Source organism: Bradyrhizobium sp. USDA 4504 (assembly GCF_054063995.1).
The window spans coordinates 2523736-2546252 of record NZ_JBSSGV010000001.1; the positions used below are offsets into that span (position 1 = coordinate 2523736).

The window sequence follows — 22517 nt, forward strand, 5'->3', positions numbered from 1 at the left end:
TCGCAATGACGGGGAGCGCGCAGAGCGGCCATCCGAGCGAGGCGCCACGCGCTATCGGGCGCTCACATCACTCGCCGAGCGCCTGCTGCAGCATGCTGGCGAGCTGCGCCTTGCGGTAGGGCTTGGCCAGCAGCAGCACGCCCTCGTCGAGGCGGCCGTGATGCACGATCGCGTTCTCGGTATAGCCCGAGGTGTAGAGCACCTTGATGCCGGGGCGGCGTTTTTGCACCTCGTCGGCGAGCTGGCGGCCGTTCATGCCGCCGGGCATGATCACGTCGGTGAACAGGAGGTCGAACTTCTCGCCCTTGTCGACCAGGGCCAGCGCGGCGCGGGCGTCGGGCACGGCGATGGTCTTGTAGCCGAGCGCGCCTAGCTGCGTGACGACGTAGTTGCGTACCAGCTGGTCGTCTTCCACCACCAGGATGACTTCGCTGCCGCGCCGCACCGGCTCCGGCGGGGGCGCCTCGACCTCGACCTGGCCGCGGGCAGGGGGCAGATAGAGCTTGATCGTGGTGCCGTGGCCTTCCTCGCTGTAGATCTTGATATGTCCGCCGGACTGCTTGACGAAGCCGTAGACCATGCTCATGCCGAGGCCGGAGCCCTTGCCGACTTCCTTGGTGGTGAAGAACGGCTCGAACACCTTGTCCTGCACCGCGTGCGACATGCCGGTGCCGGTGTCGCTGACCGCGAGCAGCACGTAGCGGCCCGGCGTGATGTCGGGATTGACAGCCGCATAGGCGTCGTCGAGCACGATGTTGCTGGTCTCGAACAGCAGCTTGCCGCCGTTCGGCATCGCGTCGCGGGCGTTGATCGCCATGTTGAGCAGCGAGTTGGCAAGCTGCGACGGATCGATATGGACGCTGGCGACATCGGGCGCCAGCACCGAACTGATCTCGATCTGCTCGCCGAGCGTCGGCCGCAGCAGCTTGGCGATGTCGACCACGGTGCCGTTGATGTCGACGGTGCGCGGCTCCAGCGGCTGGCGGCGCGCGAAGGCGAGCAGATGCTGGATCAGCTCGCGGCAGCGCTCGGCGGCGCGGTCGATCAGCTCGGCGGTTTTCGCGAGCTGCGGCTGGGCGCGCAGGCTGTCGACCAGCGTCTCGGTGGTGCCGGTGATGACCGTCAGCATGTTGTTGAAGTCGTGCGCGACGCCGCCGGTCAGCTTGCCGATGGCGTCGAGCTTCTGTGCCTGCTGCAGCTTGTGCTCGGTTTCGCGCGAGGCGGTGATGTCGTGATAGATCAGCGCCGCGCCGGTGATGGTGTCGTCGCCATCGCGCAGCGGCCGGCCCGACACCACGAGGTGAATCTCCGGCGCGCCGCGCACCGGCTTGGCGACGAATTCCAGCCCGTCGAATTCCTCGCCGCGCAGCGTCCTGGCCGACGGCATGTCGTCGGCCTGCATCGGCGTGACGCCGTCGGACTGGAACACGTTGCTCATGGCGCGCAGCTGCCGGACCGTCATGCCCGGCTTGTAGCGCAGCATCTTCTCGGCGGCCGGGTTCGACAGCAGCACGGTGCCGGCGCTGTCGATCACCAGCACCGCCTCCGCCATGGTGCGGAAGGTGGTTTCCATCACCGAGGTGGAACGGCGGAGCTCTTCGAGCGCGGCACCGAGATCCTTGGTGCGATCGGCGACCTTGCCCTCGAGCGACAGATTGGTCGCCTTGGTCGCGCTGAGCGCGCCCTGCAGTTCGCGGCTGGCGCGCCGGGCCGTCAGCGTCAGCGCGATCGCGAGCAGCAGGATCATCGCCACGCCGGCGAGATCGATCATCAGCAGCAGCCGTCCATTGGTCTTGGACTGGTCGGTGCGAATCCGGAGCAGGCGGCGCTCTTCGGTGACCAGGCGGTCGAGCGCCGCGCCGACCTTGTCGGTCAGCGCGCGGCTCTCGCCGGCGGAGACCAGCGCCGCGGCGCCGGCCGTGTCGCCCGCGCTGCGCAACCTGATCAGCTCGGCGCCGAGCGCAATGGCACGCTGGACCTCGACCCTGGTGCCCGTGATCAGCTGCGCCTCCTCGGGGGCCGACGTCACCGCCGCCATCAGATCGTCGAAGGCCGCGGTGAGGGCTGCGCTCTGCTCGCGAAACTCGTCGGCAAAGGACGCATCGCCGGTCAGCGCGAAACCGCGCGCCGCGCTCTCGACGCTGCGCGGCAGCTGACGCGCGTCCGAAATGCGCTTGAGGATGCTGAGCGTGCGATCGACCGAATCAATCTCGCTGCGCGACTTGACGTCCAACCCGATCGACGCCGCGCTGATGACGAGGAGGATCGCAAGGCCGCTGCCGAGAATGAGACGCTGGGAAGCCATCGACGATTAGTACGAGCAATTATTTCGAAAGACGAGCGGAAGGTGCATACTTCGCAAGACATTCGTTAACGGCGGCAATCAGCGCCTGCGGGGTGAACGGCTTGCGCAGGCAGGCGGACGCGCCGAGCTCGATCGTCATCCGCAGGAAGTCCGGCGCGCGATCGGCATTGGCGAAGGCATAGCCGGACATCGCGATGACGGGAATATCGGGGGCACGCTCGTGGAAGACGCGGATCGCCTCGAACCCGCGCATATGCGGCATGAAGACGTCGACCAGCATGACGTCGAAGGTGGCCTGCTCCAGCGCGCGCATGCCGGCTTCGCCGCCATCGGCGACGGTGACCTCGAAGCCCTGGCGTTGCAGACACACCTCGATGGCAACGCACACCATCGGGTCGTCATCAACCACGAGAACGCTCGGCACGATGCATCCTCTTTCTAACGGCCTCGCGTGCCGGCGACTCGCTTGGCCTGTTCGTCAATTAAGGCGGAACCTAGACGGAAAGTCTGTATCATAGAATGCATATGCTGTTTGCTGACAAGCAGATTTCCAGCTAGCCGTGACACATCACCTGTATTTGTCCATCCCCTTTACGACAGGTCCATGACCGCAGTTCCCATCGCCGGCCGCGCCCCGCTGTCACCGCTTGGCGTCGCATTCCTGGTGGTCGCCTCGATCGGCTGGGGACTCAACTTCCCGATCATGAAGTTCCTGCTCACGGAGTGGCCGCCGCTGTCCGCGCGCGGGCTGTGCGGCGTGGTCGGCGCGGTTGCGCTCGGGCTGGTCGCGCTGGTGCGGGGACAGACGCTGCGCGTGCCCGACGGCATGTGGTTGCGGCTTGCTTTGGTGTCGACACTGTCGATCGGCGGCTGGGTCGCGTCCATGGGCCTCGCGCTGATCTGGCTGCGGGCCAGCGAGGCGGCCGTGCTCGGGATATCGATTCCGGTGTGGGTCGCGCTGGTGGCCTGGCCGGTGCTCGGCGAGCGTGTGTCGCTGCCGCGTGCGCTTGCGCTTGCGGTGGCGCTCGCCGGGATCGCGGTGCTGATCGGCGGCGGCGGCATCGACGCAAGCCTCGGCAAGCTGCCGGGGATTCTGTTCGCGCTCGCCGGCGCGGTCTGCGTCGGGCTCGGCACGGTGCTGACCAAATCGTTCAAGCTCGCGATGCCGCCGCTGTCGCTCGCGGCCTGGCAGCTTGCGATCGGCTGCGTGCCGATCGCAATCATCGGCATCATGATCGAGCAGCCGCAGCTCGCCGCGCTGTCGCAGTTCGGCTGGGCGTCGATGATCTACATGACGCTGATCCAGTTCTGCCTTTGCTATGTCTGCTGGTTTGCGGCGCTCGAGCGATTGCCGGCGGCGACCGCGTCGATCGGCACGCTGCTGGTCCCCGTCGTCGGCGTGCTTGCGGCAGCGGCGATGCTGCGCGAGCCGCTCAGCACGAGCGACATCGCAGCGCTCGTGGTGACGTTCGCGGCCGTCGCGGTCGCCTTGCGCACATAAGACTTGCGTACATGAAAAAAGGGCGGCGCTGGCGCCGCCCTTTTGCAATCAAGAATTCAGGCCTTCATTACGGGCAGGGATGCCGCCGGCCGTCATAGCCGAGATAGGTGCCCGAGGCAGGATCGTAGGACCTGTAGCGCTGCGCGCAGTAGCTGGCGCCGCCGCCACTCGGCACCTCCACGGCAACAGACGGTTCATCGTAATAGCCGTAGCTGTCGTCATAATAGCCGGGGCCGTAGCCATAGCCGGAGCCGTAATACGCGCCCGAGGCGAGGGCGCCGCCGACGACCGCACCGGCCACCGCGCCGGGCCAGAACCCGCCGCCACGATGGTAACCGCCGTGCCAGCCGCCACCGCCGCGCCAACCGCCGCCGCCACCACCGGCCCAGTGACCGCCGCCACCGCCGCCGTGCCAGCCGCCGCCTCCGCCGCCGCCCATGCCACCTCCGTGGCCGCCGCCGCCAAAGCCACCACCGCCGCCACCACCACCACCAACGTGGCCACCGCCGCCGCCCATCGCGCCCATCTGTGCGGCAGACTGGGCGAACGAAACGGTCGGCGCCACAGCCAACGGCAGCGCAAGCGCCAGAGCCGCGGCGGTGCTCAGAACCTTCATATTGATCATTTTGGACTCCATCAAAACGGTGAATGTCTAACCATCTCTGTGGTCGGACGTTCCCGTGCTCCACATTGATTGTGGGTCATCTTCGCGTAGCCGGCGGCTCATGTATGGCAGCTGAACAAAACTCCTCGTGAGCGCGTCATTTGGTCGCCAAACGGGTGCATAAACCGGGAGCTGTCCGAGGGGTGCGGAGCTACCTTGGCGGCGGCTGGACATTTGGGGAATGAGGTGGCATCAGAGCCCATAGCCTCGAACCGACGACCGGCCACGCATGAAACAATTCCTGCTGAAATTCTTCACCTGGTGGAATGGCCAGACCTTTGGCACGCAGTTGTGGACCTCGCGATTCGGCGAACTGGTCGGCGAGGACGAGCAGGGCAACCGCTATTACCGCACCAAGGGCGGTGAGATCGACCCGACGCTGCATTTCGAGCGCCGCTGGGTGGTCTACAACGGCTACGCCGAAGCCTCCCGCATTCCGGCCGGCTGGCACGGCTGGTTGCATCACACGGTTGATGTGCCGCCGACCGAGGAGAGCTACCAGGCGCGCGAATGGGAGAAGCCGCATCTGCCGAACCTGACCGGCACCGCGCAGGCTTACCGCCCGTCCGGCTCGACGCTGGCGAGCGGCCGCCGCCCCAAGGCGACCGGCGACTATCACGCCTGGACGCCGGGAAGCTGACTTTCACGCATTGTTGTTCTGACGTGCACGTGCGTAACGACGCGCGTGCATCGCACACGCGCCCGGCAGCGCAAGCGCGCGCCTGTGAACAACGGTAACAGCGGGGACAGGTGGGCTGCAGCCGATGCTGCCCGCTTGCGCCGGGCGCGGGTTCGCGGCTCAATAGGGCCATCTTACGGAGATGGGAAACCATCGCGTCGGATCGGGCTCCAGATCGCGACTGTCCCGATGTGCAGCGGCCTCCGAGTTGGATGCGGCCGGGAGATAGGCCCCCGGTACAGACGTCCTGAAATCGCCCGCAAATGTGAGGCTACCGTGAGACAGGAAGGGCCGCTCGGGAAACCGGGCGGCCTTTTTCTTGGTGTGCCGAGCATGTTCGACAGCTTGGAGGTGGAAGTCCTTTACCCAGCCTGATGGCGGCGAAGGGTTAGCGAAGCGCAAGGGCGTCATCGCGAGGTGGGGTCTGAAGGAAGCGTGGTGGAGCAAACCTGCGGCCCGATGGACAAAAACCGGATAACGAGGCCTACCCAACCGGACGAGCGAGCCAATGATCGCAAAGTCCACAGTCATCAAGGGTTGGGGTGGTAAATCCGGCGGGCGTGCAGGGAAGGCGGTCGAACTTACCTCGGGAGATCTTCGGCGTGTCCGGGCGACCGGACTGAGCGGGCCGCAAGGTCCGTGATCGCGACGGAGAAGTCAGCAGACGGCATAGTAGGCGGAACGAGTTTCGCTGAAGGCCCGAACGCTGGAAAGACGTTTGGATGTGGAAGCCTCGAGCCGGCCATGCGGCTGAAATCCAGGTCACTGGCCTTTGGAGCGGCGGGAAAGGGTGAAGCCCGGACGGCGCCGCTCAAAGGGGCCGAAGCCGACACGACGGAGACCACTATCTGAGCCTCTGGCGCGGACGCAAAACAAACCGTTCGCGCTTAATCCGGTGAACCGCCGTATACGGACCCGTATGTACGGTGGTGTGGGAGTTGCGCCTTGCAAGCGCGTTGAAGTCTGCCGTCTGAGATGACGGCCGCGGCAAAGCCTAGCGAGCAGCCGCGAACCGAGTCTTGCGTGGCGTCCGGTAACGGCCGTTGCGAAGCGTAGACAGGGAGGTTGTAGGCCGGAATGAAGTGAACGGGAAAATAGCCCCGAAATCGAACGTGATCGGAGTAGCCGACCCTGTCTCTCAAAGGGGAAGGCGGAACCGCAGGCCGCGACAACGCGAGCGGTCAGAGGTGCTCCCGGGGTTCGTACCGCCAGCATGCAATCAAAGGAAGCAGCGTGAACAAGGGAGATCCATCCGGTTCAAGCGCAAGCTTGTAAGACCTGCCAAGCCGCTGAGGTGAGAAGGGTCTGACGACCGGGTGGAAGTCAGACTGACCGATAGTACTCCGAGGACGGGAGAGCCGGCCACATGGGGAAGCGGTCAGCGGTAGTTGAATTGTTCTTGGGCGACATGGGCTCCATTCAACGGGAGTTACGGCCTTCTATGCAAAGAGAAGATCAGCTGACCATGGAAACGAAACTTGAACAAATAGCAGTGAAAGCTCGGCGCGAGACAAATCTTCGCTTCACCTCGTTGGCCCATCACATCACGCGCGACCGAGTGCAAAAGAATCTATTACAGATTCCGAAGCGCTCCGCCGCCGGGGTGGACGGACAGACGGTGGAGGCGGCGAAGGAGAGCTTCGAGGACTGGATAGGGCCAATGCTCCAATCCATCCATCGCCAGGGATATCGGGCGCCGAACATTCGGCGGGTCTATATCCCCAAGCCCGGTAAGACGGAGAAGCGCCCCCTCGGGGTTCCAACTGTCGCCGACCGGGCGCTCCAGCGCAGCACGGCTGAGGTGCTGGCCGCTATTTACGAGCAGGACTTCTTACCCTGCTCGTTCGGCGGCAGGCCGAAGCTCAGCGCCCATCATGCCTTGGCGACCCTCAATGAGGTGATCGCCGGCGGCATGATCAGCTGGGTGTTGGAGGCGGATTTGAAGAACTTCTTCGGGAGTCTCGATCATGATCGGGTCCTCCGGTTTGTCGAACATCGAGTCGGTGATCCGCGCCTGATCAGCTTGATCCGGCGCTGGTTGAAAGCGGGCATCCTGGAAGACGGAGCGGTGCACCCGAGCGAACAAGGAACGCCACAAGGCGGATCGATCAGTGTGCTTTTGAGCAACCTCTACCTTCATTACGTTCTCGACCTCTGGTTCGAACGCGTGGTGAAGGGTCGGTTGCGGGGCGAAGCCCGACTGGTGCGCTATATCGACGACTTTGTGATCTGCTTCCAATATCGATCGGACGCCACCCGCGTACAGGAGGCCTTGCGTCTTCGGTTGGGGAAGTTCGGCCTCACTCTAGAGCCGACCAAGACCAAGTTGGTCGAGTTTGGTCGGTTCGCGCAAAGACATGCGGGCAAACGCGGCAGAAACCGCCCGGAAACAATCTACTTTCTGGGGCTGACGCTCTATTGCACGCGAAACCAAAAAGGCAACTTCAAGGTTGGGATGCGCACCGAGAAATCTCGGCTAAAGCGCAGCCTTATGTCTCTGCAGGAGCTGATGCGGCAAATACGGCATTACAAGATCAGTGACCAGGCCGATGAAATCAACCTCGTCCTGCGCGGCCACTATGGCTATTACGGCGTCGCCGGAAATCTCCGGAGCCTCGTAAAAGTCTATCGGGCCGTGGAGCGTTACTGGCGCGGAATGCTGCGCAGCCGCAGCTGGGCAGGCCGACGCCTCACTTGGGACGCCTTCAACCAAATCAAAGAACGGACACCGTTGCTGAAGCCTAAGCTGCGCCTCCCTTATCGGGAGCTGCAAGCGCTTGCAGTGCTGTGAACCAACTGTCGAAGAGCGTCGGTGCGGGAAATCCGCACGCCACGTTCTGTGGGAACCGGGGGCGGGCGACCGCCTCCGGTGACCCGGTGGGAGGGGCTGCGAGGCTCCCCCCTATCCCGATTGCGGCGATCAGGTCAGGACAGCCGTGCCGCGGCACGGCCCATCAAGTCGGCGCGGCGCGCCTGCGACGGCGCGATCCGCTCTTTCATGAAAGCGAGGATCTCGGCCGGTGCGGTCTCCGGCGAGCCCGCGTTGAACGGCGGGGCCGGGTTGTATTCGAGCCTGAGCTGGATCGCTTCCGCGGTCTTGCGGTCGACGAGCTGCGACACCAGCGTCAGCGCAAAGTCGATGCCCGCCGTGACGCCGCCGCCGGTGAAGCGGTTGCGGTCGACGCAGACGCGCGTCCTGGTCGGAATGGCCCCGAAGCCCGACAGGAAATCGATCGAGCTCCAATGCGTGGTGGCGCGAAAGCCCTTGAGCAGGCCGGCCGCGCCGAGCACCAGCGATCCCGTGCAGACCGACGTGACGTATTTCGCACCCTCGGCCTGCTTGCGCAGGAAGGCCAGCATCTCCTCGTCGCCGACCATGTCGTTGGTGCCGAAGCCGCCGGGCACGCAGATCACGTCGAGCTGCGGGCAATCGGCAAAGGTCGTGGTCGGCGTCAGGACCATGACGGAATCAGTCGGAACAGGTTCGATGCGTTTCCAGATCAGATGCACCTTGGCGCCGGGGACCGAGGAGAACACCTGCAGCGGACCGGTCAGGTCGAGCTGGGTCACCTTCGGGAAGACGAGCAATCCAATCTGCAGGGGTTCGGTCATCGGGGGCTCCAAATAGCGCTTGACGGAACCACGATGTCATGATGGCCTCTCGTCCAAAATGGCGTATTTCCCTTATTTTCGGACGAAGGCTCCTGAGAGAGGGCTGCCAGGAAAGTAACGTCACCCGCGAGGATTTGGCGATGATCGGCATCCTGATCTTTCCCGACTTCCAGCTGCTCGACGCGGCCGGGCCGATCGCGGCCTTCGAGATCGCGGCGCGCTTCGCCAACAACGCGCCGGCGATCAGGACGCTTGCCGTGAAGGCAGGACCGGTGCGCTCTTCGTCCGGTGTCGAGATGCTCGCACGCGGCTTCAAGCCATCGACGGCGATCACGACGTTGATCATTGCCGGCGGCAACGGTGTGCGCACGCCGGCGACCTGTCCAGTCACGCTGTCATTCGTGCGGCGGATGGCCAGCCGCGGCATTCGCGTCGCCAGCGTCTGCTCGGGCGCCTATGTGCTGGCCGAGGCGGGCCTGCTCGACGGCCGCCGCGCCACCACGCATTGGCAGCGCACGCCGCATTTCGTGAAGACTTATCCGAAGATCAAGCTCGAGCCGGACCAGATCTTCGTGCGTGACGGCAATATCTGGAGTTCGGCTGGCATCACCGCCGGCATCGACCTCGCGCTCGCGATGATCACCGAGGACTATGGCGACGAGGTCGCGCAGAATACCGCGCGGCAACTCGTGCTGTATCATCGGCGCAGCGGCGGGCAGTCGCAGTTTTCCTCGCTGCTGGAATTGAAGACGCCGAACGGCCGGTTCGGGCCACTGCTCGCCTGGGCGCGCGAGCATCTCGATGCGCCGCTGACGGTCGAGAACCTCGCCGACAAGGCCGGGATGAGTTCGCGGCATTTCACCCGCGCCTTCATCGCGGAGACCGGCACGACGCCGTCGAAAGCGGTCGAGCGGCTCAGGATCGAAGTCGCGCGGCAGCGCGTGCAGTCGTCGGGCGAGGCGATCGAGCGCGTCGCCGAGATCACCGGCTTCCGCGATCCTGAGCGGATGCGCCGCGCCTTCATCCGCGCCTTCGGCCAGCCGCCGCAATCACTGCGGCGTGCGGCGCGGGCCGGGTAGGCGCGTTTGGGACAAGCTCGTTGTCCGATTTCACGCGATCCATGTCGTCTTTGCAGTGATGAACCTGACGAGGGTTCCCGTGACCCACGTTAAGTGGGCATTGGGGACCCGAGGAGGTTCTAATGACAAAGCATCGAACGATTACCGGGTTCGTGGCTGTCGCCCTGCTGGCTGTCACCGCGACCGCCGCGACCATCAAGTCGCACGCGCCCCGGACCGACGGCATTGCCGTCGCCGGCACGGACACAATCCCGGCCAAGGATTTCAGCGATCGCTGGTCCGCGATATCCGATTTGCCTCCGGCAACGGACATGACCGGGCGTGCAACTGACGCACGTTAAGGGCATGGACGGAGGTCCGGCCGGTTCGAGGACGCAGCCCGTGCAGAGATCACTCGTCTCGCAACAAAAAATGCCCCGCCGAAGCGGGGCAAGATGTTGAACGACTTAGTCTTGAGCGACTTGGTCTTGAATAGAACTAACGGTTCCGCCGCGCCGGAATAGCGCAGTCATTCACCAATACAGGATCAGCCCACGATCGCAGAGATCCACGGATGCTCTGATCGCGAACCGTGCTTCAACCGAAAGATCACTGGCCCAATGTATCGGTTGCGATCTTCTTCTTGAGTGCTTCGCAGGTATCCCTGACCTCCGCGGTCATCAGCGAGACGGCTTCGATCTGCAGGAAGAAGCGCTTGCCCTGATCGCGGTAACCGGCAGCGAACTCCTTGATCTCCGCGATCATGTCATGAACGCCTGCGACCATGACCTCGCAGTTCTTGGCGGCCAGTTGCAGTTCCGATCCAAGGGCCTCGATCTCTTTCACCGCCGCTTCATATTCGCGCACGACCGCCTCGGCCGACAGCTTGCCCACCTCGTTGACGCCGTTGCGATGCTCGACATAGTCCGGCATCGGCGAGAGGGGCCGGATGTTGCTGCGTGGTCGATGCGAAGTCACCGTGTTGATTTCGTCCTCCATCTGCTCCGACGGAGCGCGGGCGAGGACTTCTGCACTAACACTCATGCGAACTCTCCATAACTTGTTACGGCGAATGGAGTTTAGCAATGTCAACGGAATTGTCTCGATTTTCCACAGTTTTGAGGTAAGCGCAATTGTGCATTGCAGCATTGTGTTGCGTCAATGTGGCGCGTCGGGATGCCAGCCAAGCAGTGCGAGCATCACAAAGAAGCCGACGACATAGGCCGCCATGATCGGCCAGCCTTGGGTGATCCAGCGGACCACCGATTTGGCTTCCGGGTACATGTTGGACACTGCAACGCCCGCCGACGAGCCGAACCAGACCATCGACCCGCCAAATCCGACCGCGTAGGCGAGAAAGCCCCAGTCATAGCCGCCTTGCTTCAGCGCCAGCGCGGTCAGGGGAATATTGTCGAACACCGCCGAGACGAAGCCGAGCCCGAGCGCGGTCTGCCACGATGCGGCAGGCAATTTCTCCACCGGCATCATCGAGGCCGCCGTCACCAGCGCGAGCAGGAAGACGGTGCCCTTCAGCGTCTCGGGCATCACCGACCAATCCGGTCGGCGCAGCACCGAGGTGACCAGGATCGCGGCCCAGACCGCGAGCCCGAGCACGGGCAGCGCATCGAGCAGCGCGGGGAACTTCAGATTGGCCGTCACATTGGCCGTCAGCGCGGCGAGCAGGATCACGGCGACGATCGCAACCCGCGCCCAGTCGATTCTGAGGCCGGACGGTGCATCCTTCACGATCGGCGAAAAGCGGTGCTGTTGCAGCGAGGCCGGCACCGCAAACACCAGCATCGCGACGATGGCTGCGACATATGCCTCCACGACCGTGAGCGGGCTGATGCCGTCGATCCACATCATCGTCGTCGTGGTGTCGCCGACGACGCTGCCGGCGCCGCCGGCATTCGATGCGGCGACGATGGCCGCGAGATAGCCGATATGGACGCGGCCACGGAACACGTGGCGGGCCACGGTGCCGCCGATCAGCGCGGCCGCGATATTGTCGAGGAAGCCCGACAGCACGAACACGATCACCAGCAGGATCAGTCCGCCCTTCCAGTCATCGGGCAGCAGCGCCGGCATCTCGTCGGGAATGCGGCTCTCCTCGAAATGGCGCGACAGCAGCGCAAAGCCCATCAGGAGCAGGAACAGGTTGGCGAGCGTGACCCACTCATGCTCCATGTGATGCGCGAGACCGGGCAGGCCCGCGCCGAATTTCGCAAAGCCCGCGAACAGCAGCTTGTAGGCGACGATCGCGGCAAGGCCCGTCAGCGCCACCGCGAGCGTGTGGTGATGGAAGATCGCGACGCCGAGCAGCGTCAGCGCGAACAGGATGAAATCGAGCGGGATACCGTAGACGAGGAGTGGCGTGAGCAAGACGATCTCGATGGCTGGAGTGCCCGGCGGCGTGAAGCGCTGACGGCGGCACTATCGCGCGGCGTGGGGAACTTCAAGGCGCACTAACGCCGCAACAGGAACGCCGCAACAGGCTCGCGATGCGCTCGCGAGCCCGATCGGGACGACGCTAGGCACGTCGCCGCTGATCTGATTGCTTAGCCCAGCGTCTTCAGCCAGGCGCTGATCTCGGTCACCGCGATATTGGCCTGATTGAGCAGCTTGCCCATGGTGAAGAAGCCGTGGAACTGGCCGGGGAAATGCCGGTAGGTCACCGGCACGCCGGCGTCCTTGAGGAATTTCGCATACTCGTCGCCTTCGTCGCGGAGCGGATCGGCGCCGGCGGTCAGCACATAGGCCGGCGGCAAGCCGGCAAAGTCCTTCGCGCGCGCCGGCGAGGCATGCCAGTCGTTGTTGTCGGCGTCACCGAGATAATGGTTGGCGAACCAGCCGATCACCGAATGCGTCAGGAGGATGCTGGTCTCGGGCTCGCGATGCGAGGGATGCTTCCGCGAGAAATCGGTCGCGGGATAGATCAGCAGCTGGGCCGCGAGCTTCGGCCCGCCGTCGCGGGCGGTCAGGGCAACCACCGCCGCGAGGTTGCCGCCGGCGCTGTCGCCGCCGACGATCAGGCGCGCGACGTCGATGCCGAGATCCCCGGCATTGGCGGCGACCCATCGGGTCGCGGTGACGGCGTCATCGACCGCGGCAGGGAAACGATGCTCGGGCGCGAGGCGGTAATCGATCGAGATCACGATCAGCTCGCCCTCATGGGCAAGCTTCTGGCAAACCACCTCATGGGTATCGAGGTCGCCGATCACCCAGCCGCCGCCGTGGAAGAACACCAGGCAGGGCGCGAGCCCGTCTTTCTTGCGCAGCGTGTACGGCGTGTAGATGCGGGCAGGGATCGTGCCGTGCGGCGCCGGGATCGCGAGCGGCTTGCTCGATTCCAACGCGGGAGGCTCGGGATTGGAGACGACGCGGGCGGCTCGGTAATAGTCGCGCGCTTCCGGCGCGGTCAGCGTCTCATAGGCGGGACGGCCGGACTCCTGGAACGCCTTGTAGACGGCAGCGGCATCGGGATCGAGAACGACGGGCATTGGGAGGACCTTCTTTTGGTGATGTCGTTCCGGGGCGATGCGAAGCATCGAACCCGGAATCTCGAGATTCCGGGTCTGGTGCTTGCGCACCATCCCGGAATGACGGTCGTGTCAGGCGGCGGTGCGGCCGCCGTCGACGGTGTAGGCGGAGCCGGAGACGTAGCTCGCCTCGTCGGAGGCAAGAAAAGCGACGATGGAGGCGACCTCGCTTGCGAGGCCGAGCCGGCGCGCCGGGATGCGGTCGACGATCTTCTCGATCGGCGGCGGCGCGTTGCCGCCGGAGCGGCCCTGCAGGATCGTGCTCAGCATCCGGCTCTCGATCATGCCGGGGCAGACGCAATTGACCCGCACGCTGGTGCCGGTGCATTCCCAGGCCGCGCTCTTGGTCAGCCCGATCACCGCGTGCTTGCTCGCGCTGTAGACCGCGATCATCGGTGATCCCATCAGGCCCGCGATCGAGGCGGTGTTGATGATGCTGCCCTGGTTCTGCTTCAGCATGACCGGCAGCACATGCTTCATGCCGAGGAAGACGCCGACCACATTGACGTCGAGCACCCGGCGAAAGCTCTCCAGCGAATATTCGGGGATCGGCCTGATGTCGCCCTCGACGCCGGCGTTGTTGTAGAAGGCATCGATGGTGCCGAAGCGGTCGACGGCGGCGCGGACATAGTCCTTGACCTCGTCCTCGTCGGTAACGTCGGCTTCGATTGCGAGGGCCTCGGCCGAGGCGGGCAGGTCCTTGATGGCGGCCTTGAGATCGGCGCCCTTGCGGTCGACTGCGACAATCCGCGCACCCCGTTCGGCGAGCAGTTGAAGCGAGGCGGTTCCGATGACGCCGGCAGCCCCGGTGACGACGGCGACCCGGCCGTCGAGCCTGATGCGATCGGGCATGGTGGGTTTCCTCTGGCTGGTCCGGTTCGATCCGGATTTTCCTGGTTTTCACGCGCGGCGGCGTGCCTTCAGCGTGAGGACTATCACACGTGTTCCCAGGAGTGACCAGAGGCTGCCCAGTGGACCGGGGAGAGGTGGCCGGGTGCCCTTTCCCCGCCGTATTCGGCGTGTTAACCGGTGGCCTGCGAGCGGCCGATATCAAGGTAGACTGTCGCGAGCCCGATTCGCCCTTTAAAGCCGCGCGAGATGCTTCGAACCGTTGCCCTGACTGGCTTTGCGGCCCTGGTTGCCGCCTCAACCATCTCGCTTGCGCCGCCCGCGCGCGCGCAGATCGGAACGATTTTCTCCGATCCCGCGCCGCGTCCGCCCGGCTCGATCCCGCGTGGTCAGCCGGCTCCTCCCAGCGACGACGACGAGGAAGTGCCGGAATTGCCGCGCGGCCGTCTGCTGCCGACACAGCCGCGGGCGCTGCCGCCAGGCCAGGCGGTGCCGCCGCCCGGCAGCGTGCAGTCGCAGCCGCTGGCGCCGCCGCCGGGCTCGACGGTGGCTCCGCAGGGCACCCAGCCCGGTGTCGCTGTGCAGCCGCCGCAACCCGGCGGTCCCGCCGTCGCCAATACGCCGCCCGGCGCCAACCCGCTGCCGCCGGGGCAGCGTCCCAAGGGCACGCCCCCAGGCACCCCGCCGCAGACGCCTGCCACGTTGCAGCCGGGCGACGAGGTCGTGCAGGAGCCGCCGTCGACCAAGATTACCAACAAGAAGGCGAGCTTCTCCGGTCTCGACAAGATCACCGGACGCATCATCAATTTTGACGAGGATATCGGCGAGACCGTGCAGTTCGGCGCGCTGCGGGTGAAGACCGATGCCTGTTACACGAGGCCATCGACGGAAGCCGCCAACACCGACGCCTTTGTCGAGGTCGACGAGATCACGCTGCAGGGCGAGGTGAAGCGGATCTTCTCGGGCTGGATGTTCGCGGCAAGCCCCGGCCTGCACGGCGTCGAGCATCCGATCTACGACATCTGGCTGACCGACTGCAAAGGGCCGGACCAGACCATCGTGACCGCTGCGCCCGACCCGCCGAAGGCGCCGACGCCTCCGCCACCGCCGGCCCAGAAGCGCGCGCCGCCGAAGCAGGCCGCGCCGCGTCCGCCGCCACAGCCGCAATACCAGCAGCAGCAGCCGCCACCTCCGCCGCCCCAGCAACAGCAGCGGCCGGGCGGGTTGTTCGGCGGATTGTTTGGGAACTAGCAAGCACGGCGTAGCCCGGATGGAGCGCAGCGAAATCCGGGTTTCTCTCCGCGGAGAGACTTGTCCCGGATTGCGCTTCGCTTCATCCGGGCTACGCGATCAACCGTTCAATTGCGCTCGGCAATGATTGCCAGCGCGTCGGCACCTTTGACCGGCTGGGTGGCGTCGAGCTTGCGGAAATCCGCCGGCGCGCCCGTGATCGCCTTGTCGAGCAGCGCGCGATAGCGGCGCCGCGAGATCTCGATCGCGCCGAACGTCCTCAGGTGCTCCGTCACATATTGCGTGTCGAGCAGTTCGAACCCGCCCGCGATCAGCCGCGCCACCAGATGCACCAGCGCGACCTTCGATGCATCGCGCGTGGTGTGAAACATGCTTTCGCCGAAGAAGGCGCGGCCGAGGCTGACGCCGTAGAGCCCGCCGACCAGATTGTCGTCCTGCCAGACCTCGACGCTATGGCAATGGCCCGACGCGTACAGCCCGACATAGAGATCGCGGATGCGCCTGTTGATCCAGGTGTCGTCGCGGCCGGGCTGCGGCGCCGCGCAGCCGGCGATCACGGCCTTGAACGCGGTATCGACGGTGACCGTGAAGGCATCCGAGCGCACGGTGCGCGCCAGGCGGGAGGCGACACGGAAGCCGTCGAACGGAATCACGCCGCGCAATTCCGGCTCGACCCAGAACAGGGTCGGATCGTCGGCACTCTCCGCCATCGGGAAGATGCCGCAGGCATAGGCGCGCAGCAGCACCTCGGGCGTGATCTCGGAGGAGGCGGAGTCGCGTGACGTCATACCGCCAAGGATAGCAAAGCGCGGGCGGTCTTGCGATGGGGGCTGCCACCGGGACGCTACGTGTTGACGAAACGCGCTGGTTCCTCCACAAGCCGCGCCGTTCCGCAGCAGTTTCCCGAGACGGACTGCGCGGTCGTGCTAGATTGCAACAAAAAGATGGCGGCGCTGCCGGGACACGGCGGCTTGCGCGCCCGACAATCGACACAGGTGAGGGGGACGCTGCATGAAATGGTCATGGCGGACGTTTGCGCCGTTGCTGGTTTGGCTTGTGATCTATCTGGTCCCGGTGCCTTCGGGGCTGAACGCCAATCAGTGGCACTATTTCGCGGTGTTCGCCGCCGTGATCACCGGGCTGATCCTTGAATCGATGCCGGTCGGCGCGGTCGGTCTGATCGGCCTGACGGTCGCCGGCATCGGCGGCTATGTCGAGCACGACCCGAACAAATCGCTGCGCTGGATGCTCGGCGGCTTTTCCGAGAGCACGGTGTGGCTGATCGTCGGCGCCTTCGTGTTCTCGATCGGCTATCGCAAGAGCGGGCTCGGCCGCCGGCTGGCGCTGCTCTTGGTGCGCGGCCTCGGCCGCCGCACCATCGGGCTCGGCTATGCGGTGGCGTTTTCCGATCTCGTGCTGGCGCCGGCGACGCCGTCCAACACCGCGCGCTCCGGCGGCACCATCTATCCGATCGTCAGCAACATCCCGCGCATCTACGGCTCCGAGCCCGGCCCGACCGCGGGCAAGATCGGCACCTTCGTGATGTGGACCGCGTTCGCGACCACGGCCGTCACCAGCTCGCTGTTCCTGACCGCGCTGGCGCCGAACGCCGCCGCGCTCTCGATCGCCAAGAAGCTCGTCAACATCGAGGTCGGCTGGTCGCAATGGTTCATAGGCTTCGCGCCGCTCGGGATCCTCTTGCTGCTGCTGGTGCCGCTGCTCAGCTATCTGGTCTGCCGGCCCGAGATCAAGGAGAGCCCCGAGATCGTGACCTGGAGCGAGGGCGAGCTCGCCAAGATGGGGCCGCCGTCGCGGCACGAATGGATCATGGCGGTGCTGGTGGTGCTCGCGATGTTCCTGTGGATCTGCGGCTCCAATCCCAACATCAGCGTGCCGCTGCTCGGCTCGAATTTCATCAACGCGACCACGGTCGTGTTCGTCGTGATCTCGCTGATGCTGCTGACCGGCGTGATCGCGTTCGAGGACATCGTCGCGGAGAAGAGTGCGTGGGAGGTATTTTTCTATTTCACCTCGCTGCTCACGCTGTCGTCCGGCCTCAACGAGATCGGCTTCATCAAATGGGTCGCCGAGGGCTATGCCAAGCCGCTTTCCGGCACGTCGCCGCTGGTCGGGATGATCCTGCTCGTCACCTTCTTCTTCTGGATCCACTATTTCTTCTCGAGCATCACCTCGCATACCGCCGCGGTGCTGCCGGTGGTGCTCGCCGTCGGCTCCAGCATTCCCGGCCTGTCGGTGCAGACCTTGATGCTGCTCTGCGTCTATTCGCTGGGCCTGATGGGCGTGATTTCGCCCTATGCCACGGGACCGGCGCCGATGTATTACGGCAGCGGCTATATCGGCAAAGGCGACTTCTGGAAATTCGGGCTGATCTTCGGCCTGATCTACTTTGCCGGATTGTTGCTGATCGTGTTGCCCTGGTTACAAATGATCGGGTAAAATAGCCACAATCCAGCGAGAAACAGCGGCCGACCGGGAAGAGCCGCTATCCTTACAATTCTTAACGCGCTTTGTCCGGCAGAAGCCTTCAAAATGCTTCGTCGGATGTGGCGCGCGCGGAGTTCAGGGGACACATAGAGCCGCGCGAGCTCATTCGTGTTTCTTCGTGGGCAGGTTATGGACCAGCAGATCAAAGACCCGTCGATTGTGGCGCCCGAGCGAACCAGGCGAGGATCGCGTTGGCGGGGGTTTCTGACGGGATGTCTCGTATTGGCGGTGCTTGCCGGCATCGTCTGGTGGACGCGGCAGCAGGCCGCGCCGCCGCAGGCCGGTGGCGGGCGCAACGCCGGGCCGATGTCGATCGTACCGGAGACGATCGGCAAGGGCGATATCGGCGTCAGCCTGAATGCGCTCGGCACCGTGACGTCGCTCGCGACCGTGACGATCAGGAGCCAGATCAGCGGCTATCTGATGAAGATCGATTTCAAGGAGGGCGATGAGGTCAAGAAGGGCGACCTGATCGCCGAGATCGATTCGCGCCCCTACGAGGCGACGCTGGCGCAGGCCAAGGGCCAGCTCGCCCGCGACGAGGCGCAGCTGAAGGGCGCCCAGGTCGATCTCACCCGCTACCAGAACCTCGCCGCGCAGAACGCCGTGCCGCATCAGACGCTCGATACCCAGGTCGCGCTGGTCGCGCAGTACCAGGGCACGGTGGAGGCCGATCGCGCCTCGGTGAAGTCGGCCGAGGTGAATTTGCAATATTGTCACATCGTGTCGCCGATCAACGGGCGCGTCGGACTGCGCCAGGTCGATCTCGGCAACTATGTGACGCCCGGCGATACCAACGGCCTCGTCGTGATCACGCAGCTCGAGCCGATCAGCGTGCTGTTCACGCTGCCGGAGGACAATCTGCAGGCGGTCTCGAAGCGGTTGAGGGAGGGCGCGGTGCTGCCGACGGCGGCCTATGACCGCAGCGGCGCCAACAAGCTCGCCGAGGGATCGTTGCAGACCTTCGACAGCCAGATCGATGCGACCACCGGCACCATCAAGCTGCGGGCGCAGTTCGAGAACGACAAGCGCACGCTGTTTCCGAACCAGTTCGTCAACGTCCGCCTGCTGCTCGATACCCACAAGGATGCGACGACGATGTCGACCGCCGGCATCCAGCGCGGTGTCCCCGGCACCTTCGTCTATCTCGTCAACGCCGACAGCACGGTCTCGGTTCGGCCGGTCAAGCTCGGCGTCACCGACGGCGACCGGGTCGAGGTGCTGTCCGGGCTCGTGGCCGGCGATCGCATCGTGATCGACGGCGCCGACAAGCTGCGCGAGGGTGCGAAGGTGGTGGTGCGCTCCGCCGCCGATGCCGCGAACCCTGCCGCTGCGGCCAAGGGGGCGGCGAACGGGGCCGCGAAGGGAGACGGCAAGGGAGATAGTAAGGACGGCGCTGATCCCGGAGGCGGCCACCACAAGCGGTCCGAGGACGGGCAGAAGAAATGAACCCGTCGCGGCCATTCATCCTGCGGCCGGTAGCGACGACCCTGATGATGATCGCCATCATGCTGTCGGGCATGCTGGCATTCAGATTTCTCCCGGTCGCGGCACTGCCGGAGGTCGACTACCCGACCATCCAGGTGCAGACCTTCTATCCGGGCGCGAGCCCCGACGTGATGACCTCGTCGGTGACGGCGCCGCTCGAGGTGCAGTTCGGCCAGATGCCGAATCTGACCCAGATGAGCTCGGTGAGCTCGGCGGGCTCGTCCGTGATCACGCTGCAATTCGGCCTGTCGATCTCGCTCGACGTCGCCGAGCAGGAGGTGCAGGCCGCGATCAATGCCGCGGGCAATCTGTTGCCGTCGGACCTGCCGGCGCCGCCGATCTACGCCAAGGTCAATCCGGCCGATGCGCCGATCCTGACCCTCGGCCTGACCTCGAAGACCATGCCGCTGACCCAGGTACAGGATTTCGTCGACACGCGGCTGGCGCAGAAGATCTCGCAGCTGCCGGGCGTCGGCCTCGTCAGCATCAGCGGCGGCCAGCGGCCCGCGGTGCGCATCCAGGCTGATATCCGCAAGCTCGCGGCCTATGGCCTCAACATCGACGATCTCCGCACCACGCTCGGCAACGCCAACGTCAACACGCCGAAGGGCAACTTCGACGGCGCGATGCGCGCCTACACCATCAATGCCAACGACCAGATCCGCAATGCCAGCGACTACCGCTCGCTGATCATCGCCTACAAGAACGGCTCGCCGGTCCGCCTCAGCGATGTCGGCAACGTCGTCGACGGCGCGCAGAACGACAAGCTCGGCGCCTGGATGAACGAGACGCCGGCGATCATCCTCAACATCCAGCGCCAACCCGGCGCCAACGTCATCTCGGTGGTGCAGGGCATCAAGGACCTGCTGCCGCAGCTGCAGGCCACGCTGCCGGCCGCGATCGACCTCAATATCCTGACCGACCGCACCGTCACGATCCGGGCCTCGGTGCGCGACGTCGAATACGAGCTGTCGCTCGCCGTGATTCTGGTCGTGCTTGTGATCTTCGTGTTCCTGCGCTCGACCCGCGCCACGCTGATCCCGAGCCTGTCGGTGCCGCTCTCGCTGGTCGGCACGCTGGGCGCGATGTATCTGTTCGGCTTCAGCCTGAACAATCTGTCGCTGATGGCGCTGACGATCGCGACCGGCTTCGTGGTCGACGACGCCATCGTCGTGATCGAGAACATCTCGCGCTACATCGAGGAGGGCGAATCGCCGCTCGAGGCGTCGCTGCGAGGGTCGGAGCAGATCGGCTTCACCATCATCTCGCTGACGGTATCGCTGATCGCGGTCCTGATCCCGCTGCTGTTCATGGGCGACGTCGTCGGCCGCCTGTTCCGCGAATTCGCCATCACGCTGTCGGTCACGATCCTGATCTCGGCCGTGGTGTCGCTGACCCTGGTGCCGATGGCCTGCGCCAAGCTACTGAAGCCGGAGGCCATGGCGCGGGAAAACACCTTCCAGCGGCTCAGCCGCGAAGGCTTCGATGCCGTCATTGCGATCTACGCCCGGATGCTCAATTGGGTGCTGGATCGCCAGACCTTCGTGCTGCTGATCGCGCTCGCCACCTTTGGTCTGACGGCGCTGCTCTACGTCGTTATCCCCAAGGGCTTCTTTCCGGTGCAGGACACCGGCGTGATCCAGGCGATCTCCGAGGCGCCGCAATCGGTGTCCTATGCGGCGATGGCCGAGCGGCAGCAGCGGCTCGCCAGCGCGATCCTGAAGGATCCGGACGTGCAGAGCCTGTCGTCGTTCATCGGCGTCGACGGCACCAACACCACGCTGAACAGCGGCCGCATCCTGATCAATCTGAAGCCGCATGAGCAGCGCAAGGCCAATGTCTCGACGATCATGGACCGGATCAAGGCGAGCACGGCGGCGCTGACCGGCATCACGCTCTACATGCAGCCGGTCCAGGACCTCACCATCGAAGGCACGGTGAGCCGGACGCAGTACCAGTTCATCCTGCAGGATGCCGATCCGAACGAGCTTGCGGAATGGACGCCGAAGCTGGTCGACAAGCTCCGGGAATTGCCCCAGCTCAGCGATGTCACGAGCGATATTTCGGCGCAGGGGCTTTCGGTGTTCGTCGACATCGACCGCGACCAGGCGGCGCGATTCGGCATCACGCCGGCGACGATCGACAACGCACTGTACGATTCCTACGGCCAGCGCATCGTCTCGACCGTCTTCACCAATTCGAACCAGTACCGCGTGATCCTCGAGGCCGATCCGTCGCTGCAGACTTCGCTGGACTCTCTGTCGTCGATCTACCTGCCGTCATCGGTGGGCTCGACGCCGGTGCCGCTGTCGGTGATGGCCAAGATGCGGGTGGAGACCGCGCCGCTGCAGATCTCGCATCTCGGCCAGTTCCCGTCGGCGACCGTCTCGTTCAACCTGGCGCCCGGCGCCTCGCTCGGCGGGGCGGTGACGGCGATCAAGCAGGCGCAGGCCGACATCAACCAGCCGCTCGGCATGATCACGAGCTTCCAGGGCGCGGCGCTGGCGTTCCAGTCCTCGCTGTCCAACCAGCTGTTCCTGATCCTCGCCGCGATCATCACGGTCTATATCGTGCTCGGCGTGCTCTATGAGAGCTTCATCCATCCTTTAACCATCCTCTCGACGCTGCCCTCGGCCGGGATCGGCGCGCTGCTGGCGCTGATGATGGCCGGACAGGATCTCACGATCATCGCGATCATCGGCATCATCCTCCTGATCGGCATCGTGAAGAAGAACGCGATCATGATGATCGACTTCGCGCTCGATGCCGAGCGCAACGAGGGCAAGCCGCCGCGGGAGGCGATCTATCAGGCCTGCCTGCTGCGGTTCCGGCCGATCATCATGACGACGATGGCAGCTGTGCTCGGCGCGCTGCCGCTGATGCTCGGCAGCGGCGCGGGGTCCGAGCTGCGGAATCCGCTCGGCATTTCGATCGTCGGCGGCCTCCTGGTGAGCCAGCTGCTGACCCTGTTCACGACACCGGTGATCTACCTCTGGTTCGATCGCCTCGCGCTGCGGTTTGCCGGGCGGGCGGACGAGATCGGCGAGGCGAGCGGGTCGCGTTGAG

Annotated in this window: 18 protein-coding genes; 9 read left to right on the plus strand and 9 right to left on the minus strand. The window is 65.0% G+C overall.

The genetic code is table 11. The features are described 5' to 3' along the window. Positions 1-67: 67 nt before the first annotated feature. Together ACVMB1_RS11390 and ACVMB1_RS11395 are read right to left on the minus strand one after the other, a co-directional pair. Complete coding sequence (locus ACVMB1_RS11390) at positions 68-2305, minus strand: CHASE3 domain-containing protein (RefSeq protein ID WP_310884718.1); 2238 nt, start codon at positions 2303-2305, stop codon at positions 68-70. A 19-nt stretch (positions 2306-2324) separates the two neighbouring features. Then, positions 2325-2729: a response regulator gene (locus tag ACVMB1_RS11395; protein WP_026192708.1), complete on the minus strand. Its 405-nt coding sequence runs from the start codon at positions 2727-2729 to the stop codon at positions 2325-2327. Between the two features lie 180 nt (positions 2730-2909). Here ACVMB1_RS11395 and ACVMB1_RS11400 point away from each other — a divergent pair, with 180 nt between their 5' ends. Next, entirely contained in the window at positions 2910-3806 is an 897-nt protein-coding gene (locus tag ACVMB1_RS11400; RefSeq protein WP_076832182.1) for a DMT family transporter, read from the plus strand. Positions 3807-3873: 67 nt separating this feature from the next. On the opposite strand, the gene ACVMB1_RS11405 is transcribed toward ACVMB1_RS11400, so the two are convergent. Beyond that, positions 3874-4431 (minus strand): BA14K family protein, encoded by a 558-nt coding sequence (locus ACVMB1_RS11405; protein WP_310884717.1) that lies wholly within the window; start codon positions 4429-4431, stop codon positions 3874-3876. A gap of 268 nt (positions 4432-4699) precedes the next feature. Here ACVMB1_RS11405 and ACVMB1_RS11410 point away from each other — a divergent pair, with 268 nt between their 5' ends. Beyond that, positions 4700-5110, plus strand: a complete 411-nt coding sequence (locus ACVMB1_RS11410) for an NADH:ubiquinone oxidoreductase subunit NDUFA12 (RefSeq protein ID WP_057019975.1) — start codon at positions 4700-4702, stop codon at positions 5108-5110. Positions 5111-6590: 1480 nt separating this feature from the next. Beyond that, positions 6591-7940, plus strand: a complete 1350-nt coding sequence (gene ltrA / locus ACVMB1_RS11415; RefSeq protein ID WP_069280038.1) for a group II intron reverse transcriptase/maturase — start codon at positions 6591-6593, stop codon at positions 7938-7940. Between the two features lie 134 nt (positions 7941-8074). Here ltrA and ACVMB1_RS11420 read toward each other — a convergent pair whose 3' ends face one another. Beyond that, on the minus strand, positions 8075-8761 hold the full coding sequence (locus tag ACVMB1_RS11420; RefSeq protein ID WP_253639894.1) for a DJ-1/PfpI family protein: 687 nt from the start codon (positions 8759-8761) through the stop codon (positions 8075-8077). Between the two features lie 140 nt (positions 8762-8901). Between ACVMB1_RS11420 and ACVMB1_RS11425 the strand changes: the two genes are divergently transcribed. Next, entirely contained in the window at positions 8902-9840 is a 939-nt protein-coding gene (locus tag ACVMB1_RS11425) for a GlxA family transcriptional regulator (RefSeq protein WP_456848570.1), read from the plus strand. A 122-nt stretch (positions 9841-9962) separates the two neighbouring features. After that, positions 9963-10181, plus strand: coding sequence for a hypothetical protein (locus ACVMB1_RS11430; RefSeq protein ID WP_253639892.1), 219 nt, complete (start codon positions 9963-9965; stop codon positions 10179-10181). Positions 10182-10428: 247 nt separating this feature from the next. Here the strand turns inward: ACVMB1_RS11430 and ACVMB1_RS11435 are convergent, their stop codons facing one another. The 4 genes from ACVMB1_RS11435 to ACVMB1_RS11450 form a co-directional block, all read right to left on the minus strand. Further along, positions 10429-10863, minus strand: coding sequence for a hypothetical protein (locus tag ACVMB1_RS11435; protein ID WP_229193149.1), 435 nt, complete (start codon positions 10861-10863; stop codon positions 10429-10431). Positions 10864-10977: 114 nt separating this feature from the next. After that, complete coding sequence (locus ACVMB1_RS11440) at positions 10978-12201, minus strand: SLC13 family permease (protein WP_456848572.1); 1224 nt, start codon at positions 12199-12201, stop codon at positions 10978-10980. A gap of 176 nt (positions 12202-12377) precedes the next feature. Continuing rightward, complete coding sequence (locus ACVMB1_RS11445) at positions 12378-13319, minus strand: alpha/beta hydrolase (RefSeq protein ID WP_141343332.1); 942 nt, start codon at positions 13317-13319, stop codon at positions 12378-12380. Between the two features lie 111 nt (positions 13320-13430). Continuing rightward, positions 13431-14210, minus strand: coding sequence for an SDR family NAD(P)-dependent oxidoreductase (locus ACVMB1_RS11450; RefSeq protein WP_141343331.1), 780 nt, complete (start codon positions 14208-14210; stop codon positions 13431-13433). A gap of 246 nt (positions 14211-14456) precedes the next feature. On the opposite strand from ACVMB1_RS11450, the gene ACVMB1_RS11455 reads away from it, so the two are divergent. Continuing rightward, positions 14457-15458: a DUF2155 domain-containing protein gene (locus ACVMB1_RS11455; RefSeq protein WP_168857922.1), complete on the plus strand. Its 1002-nt coding sequence runs from the start codon at positions 14457-14459 to the stop codon at positions 15456-15458. Between the two features lie 107 nt (positions 15459-15565). On the opposite strand, the gene aat is transcribed toward ACVMB1_RS11455, so the two are convergent. Continuing rightward, positions 15566-16246 carry a leucyl/phenylalanyl-tRNA--protein transferase gene (gene aat, locus ACVMB1_RS11460; RefSeq protein ID WP_076832236.1) on the minus strand — a complete coding sequence of 227 codons (681 nt, stop codon included), beginning with the start codon at positions 16244-16246 and terminating at the stop codon, positions 15566-15568. A gap of 223 nt (positions 16247-16469) precedes the next feature. Here aat and ACVMB1_RS11465 point away from each other — a divergent pair, with 223 nt between their 5' ends. The 3 genes from ACVMB1_RS11465 (at position 16470) to ACVMB1_RS11475 (ending at position 22516) form a co-directional block, all read left to right on the plus strand. Beyond that, positions 16470-17915, plus strand: a complete 1446-nt coding sequence (locus tag ACVMB1_RS11465; RefSeq protein WP_018271403.1) for a DASS family sodium-coupled anion symporter — start codon at positions 16470-16472, stop codon at positions 17913-17915. Positions 17916-18092: 177 nt separating this feature from the next. Further along, complete coding sequence (locus ACVMB1_RS11470) at positions 18093-19412, plus strand: MdtA/MuxA family multidrug efflux RND transporter periplasmic adaptor subunit (RefSeq protein ID WP_206601537.1); 1320 nt, start codon at positions 18093-18095, stop codon at positions 19410-19412. Continuing rightward, entirely contained in the window at positions 19409-22516 is a 3108-nt protein-coding gene (locus ACVMB1_RS11475) for an MdtB/MuxB family multidrug efflux RND transporter permease subunit (protein ID WP_057019984.1), read from the plus strand. The genes ACVMB1_RS11470 and ACVMB1_RS11475 overlap by 4 nt, the downstream gene beginning before the upstream one ends. Position 22517: the final 1 nt, after the last annotated feature.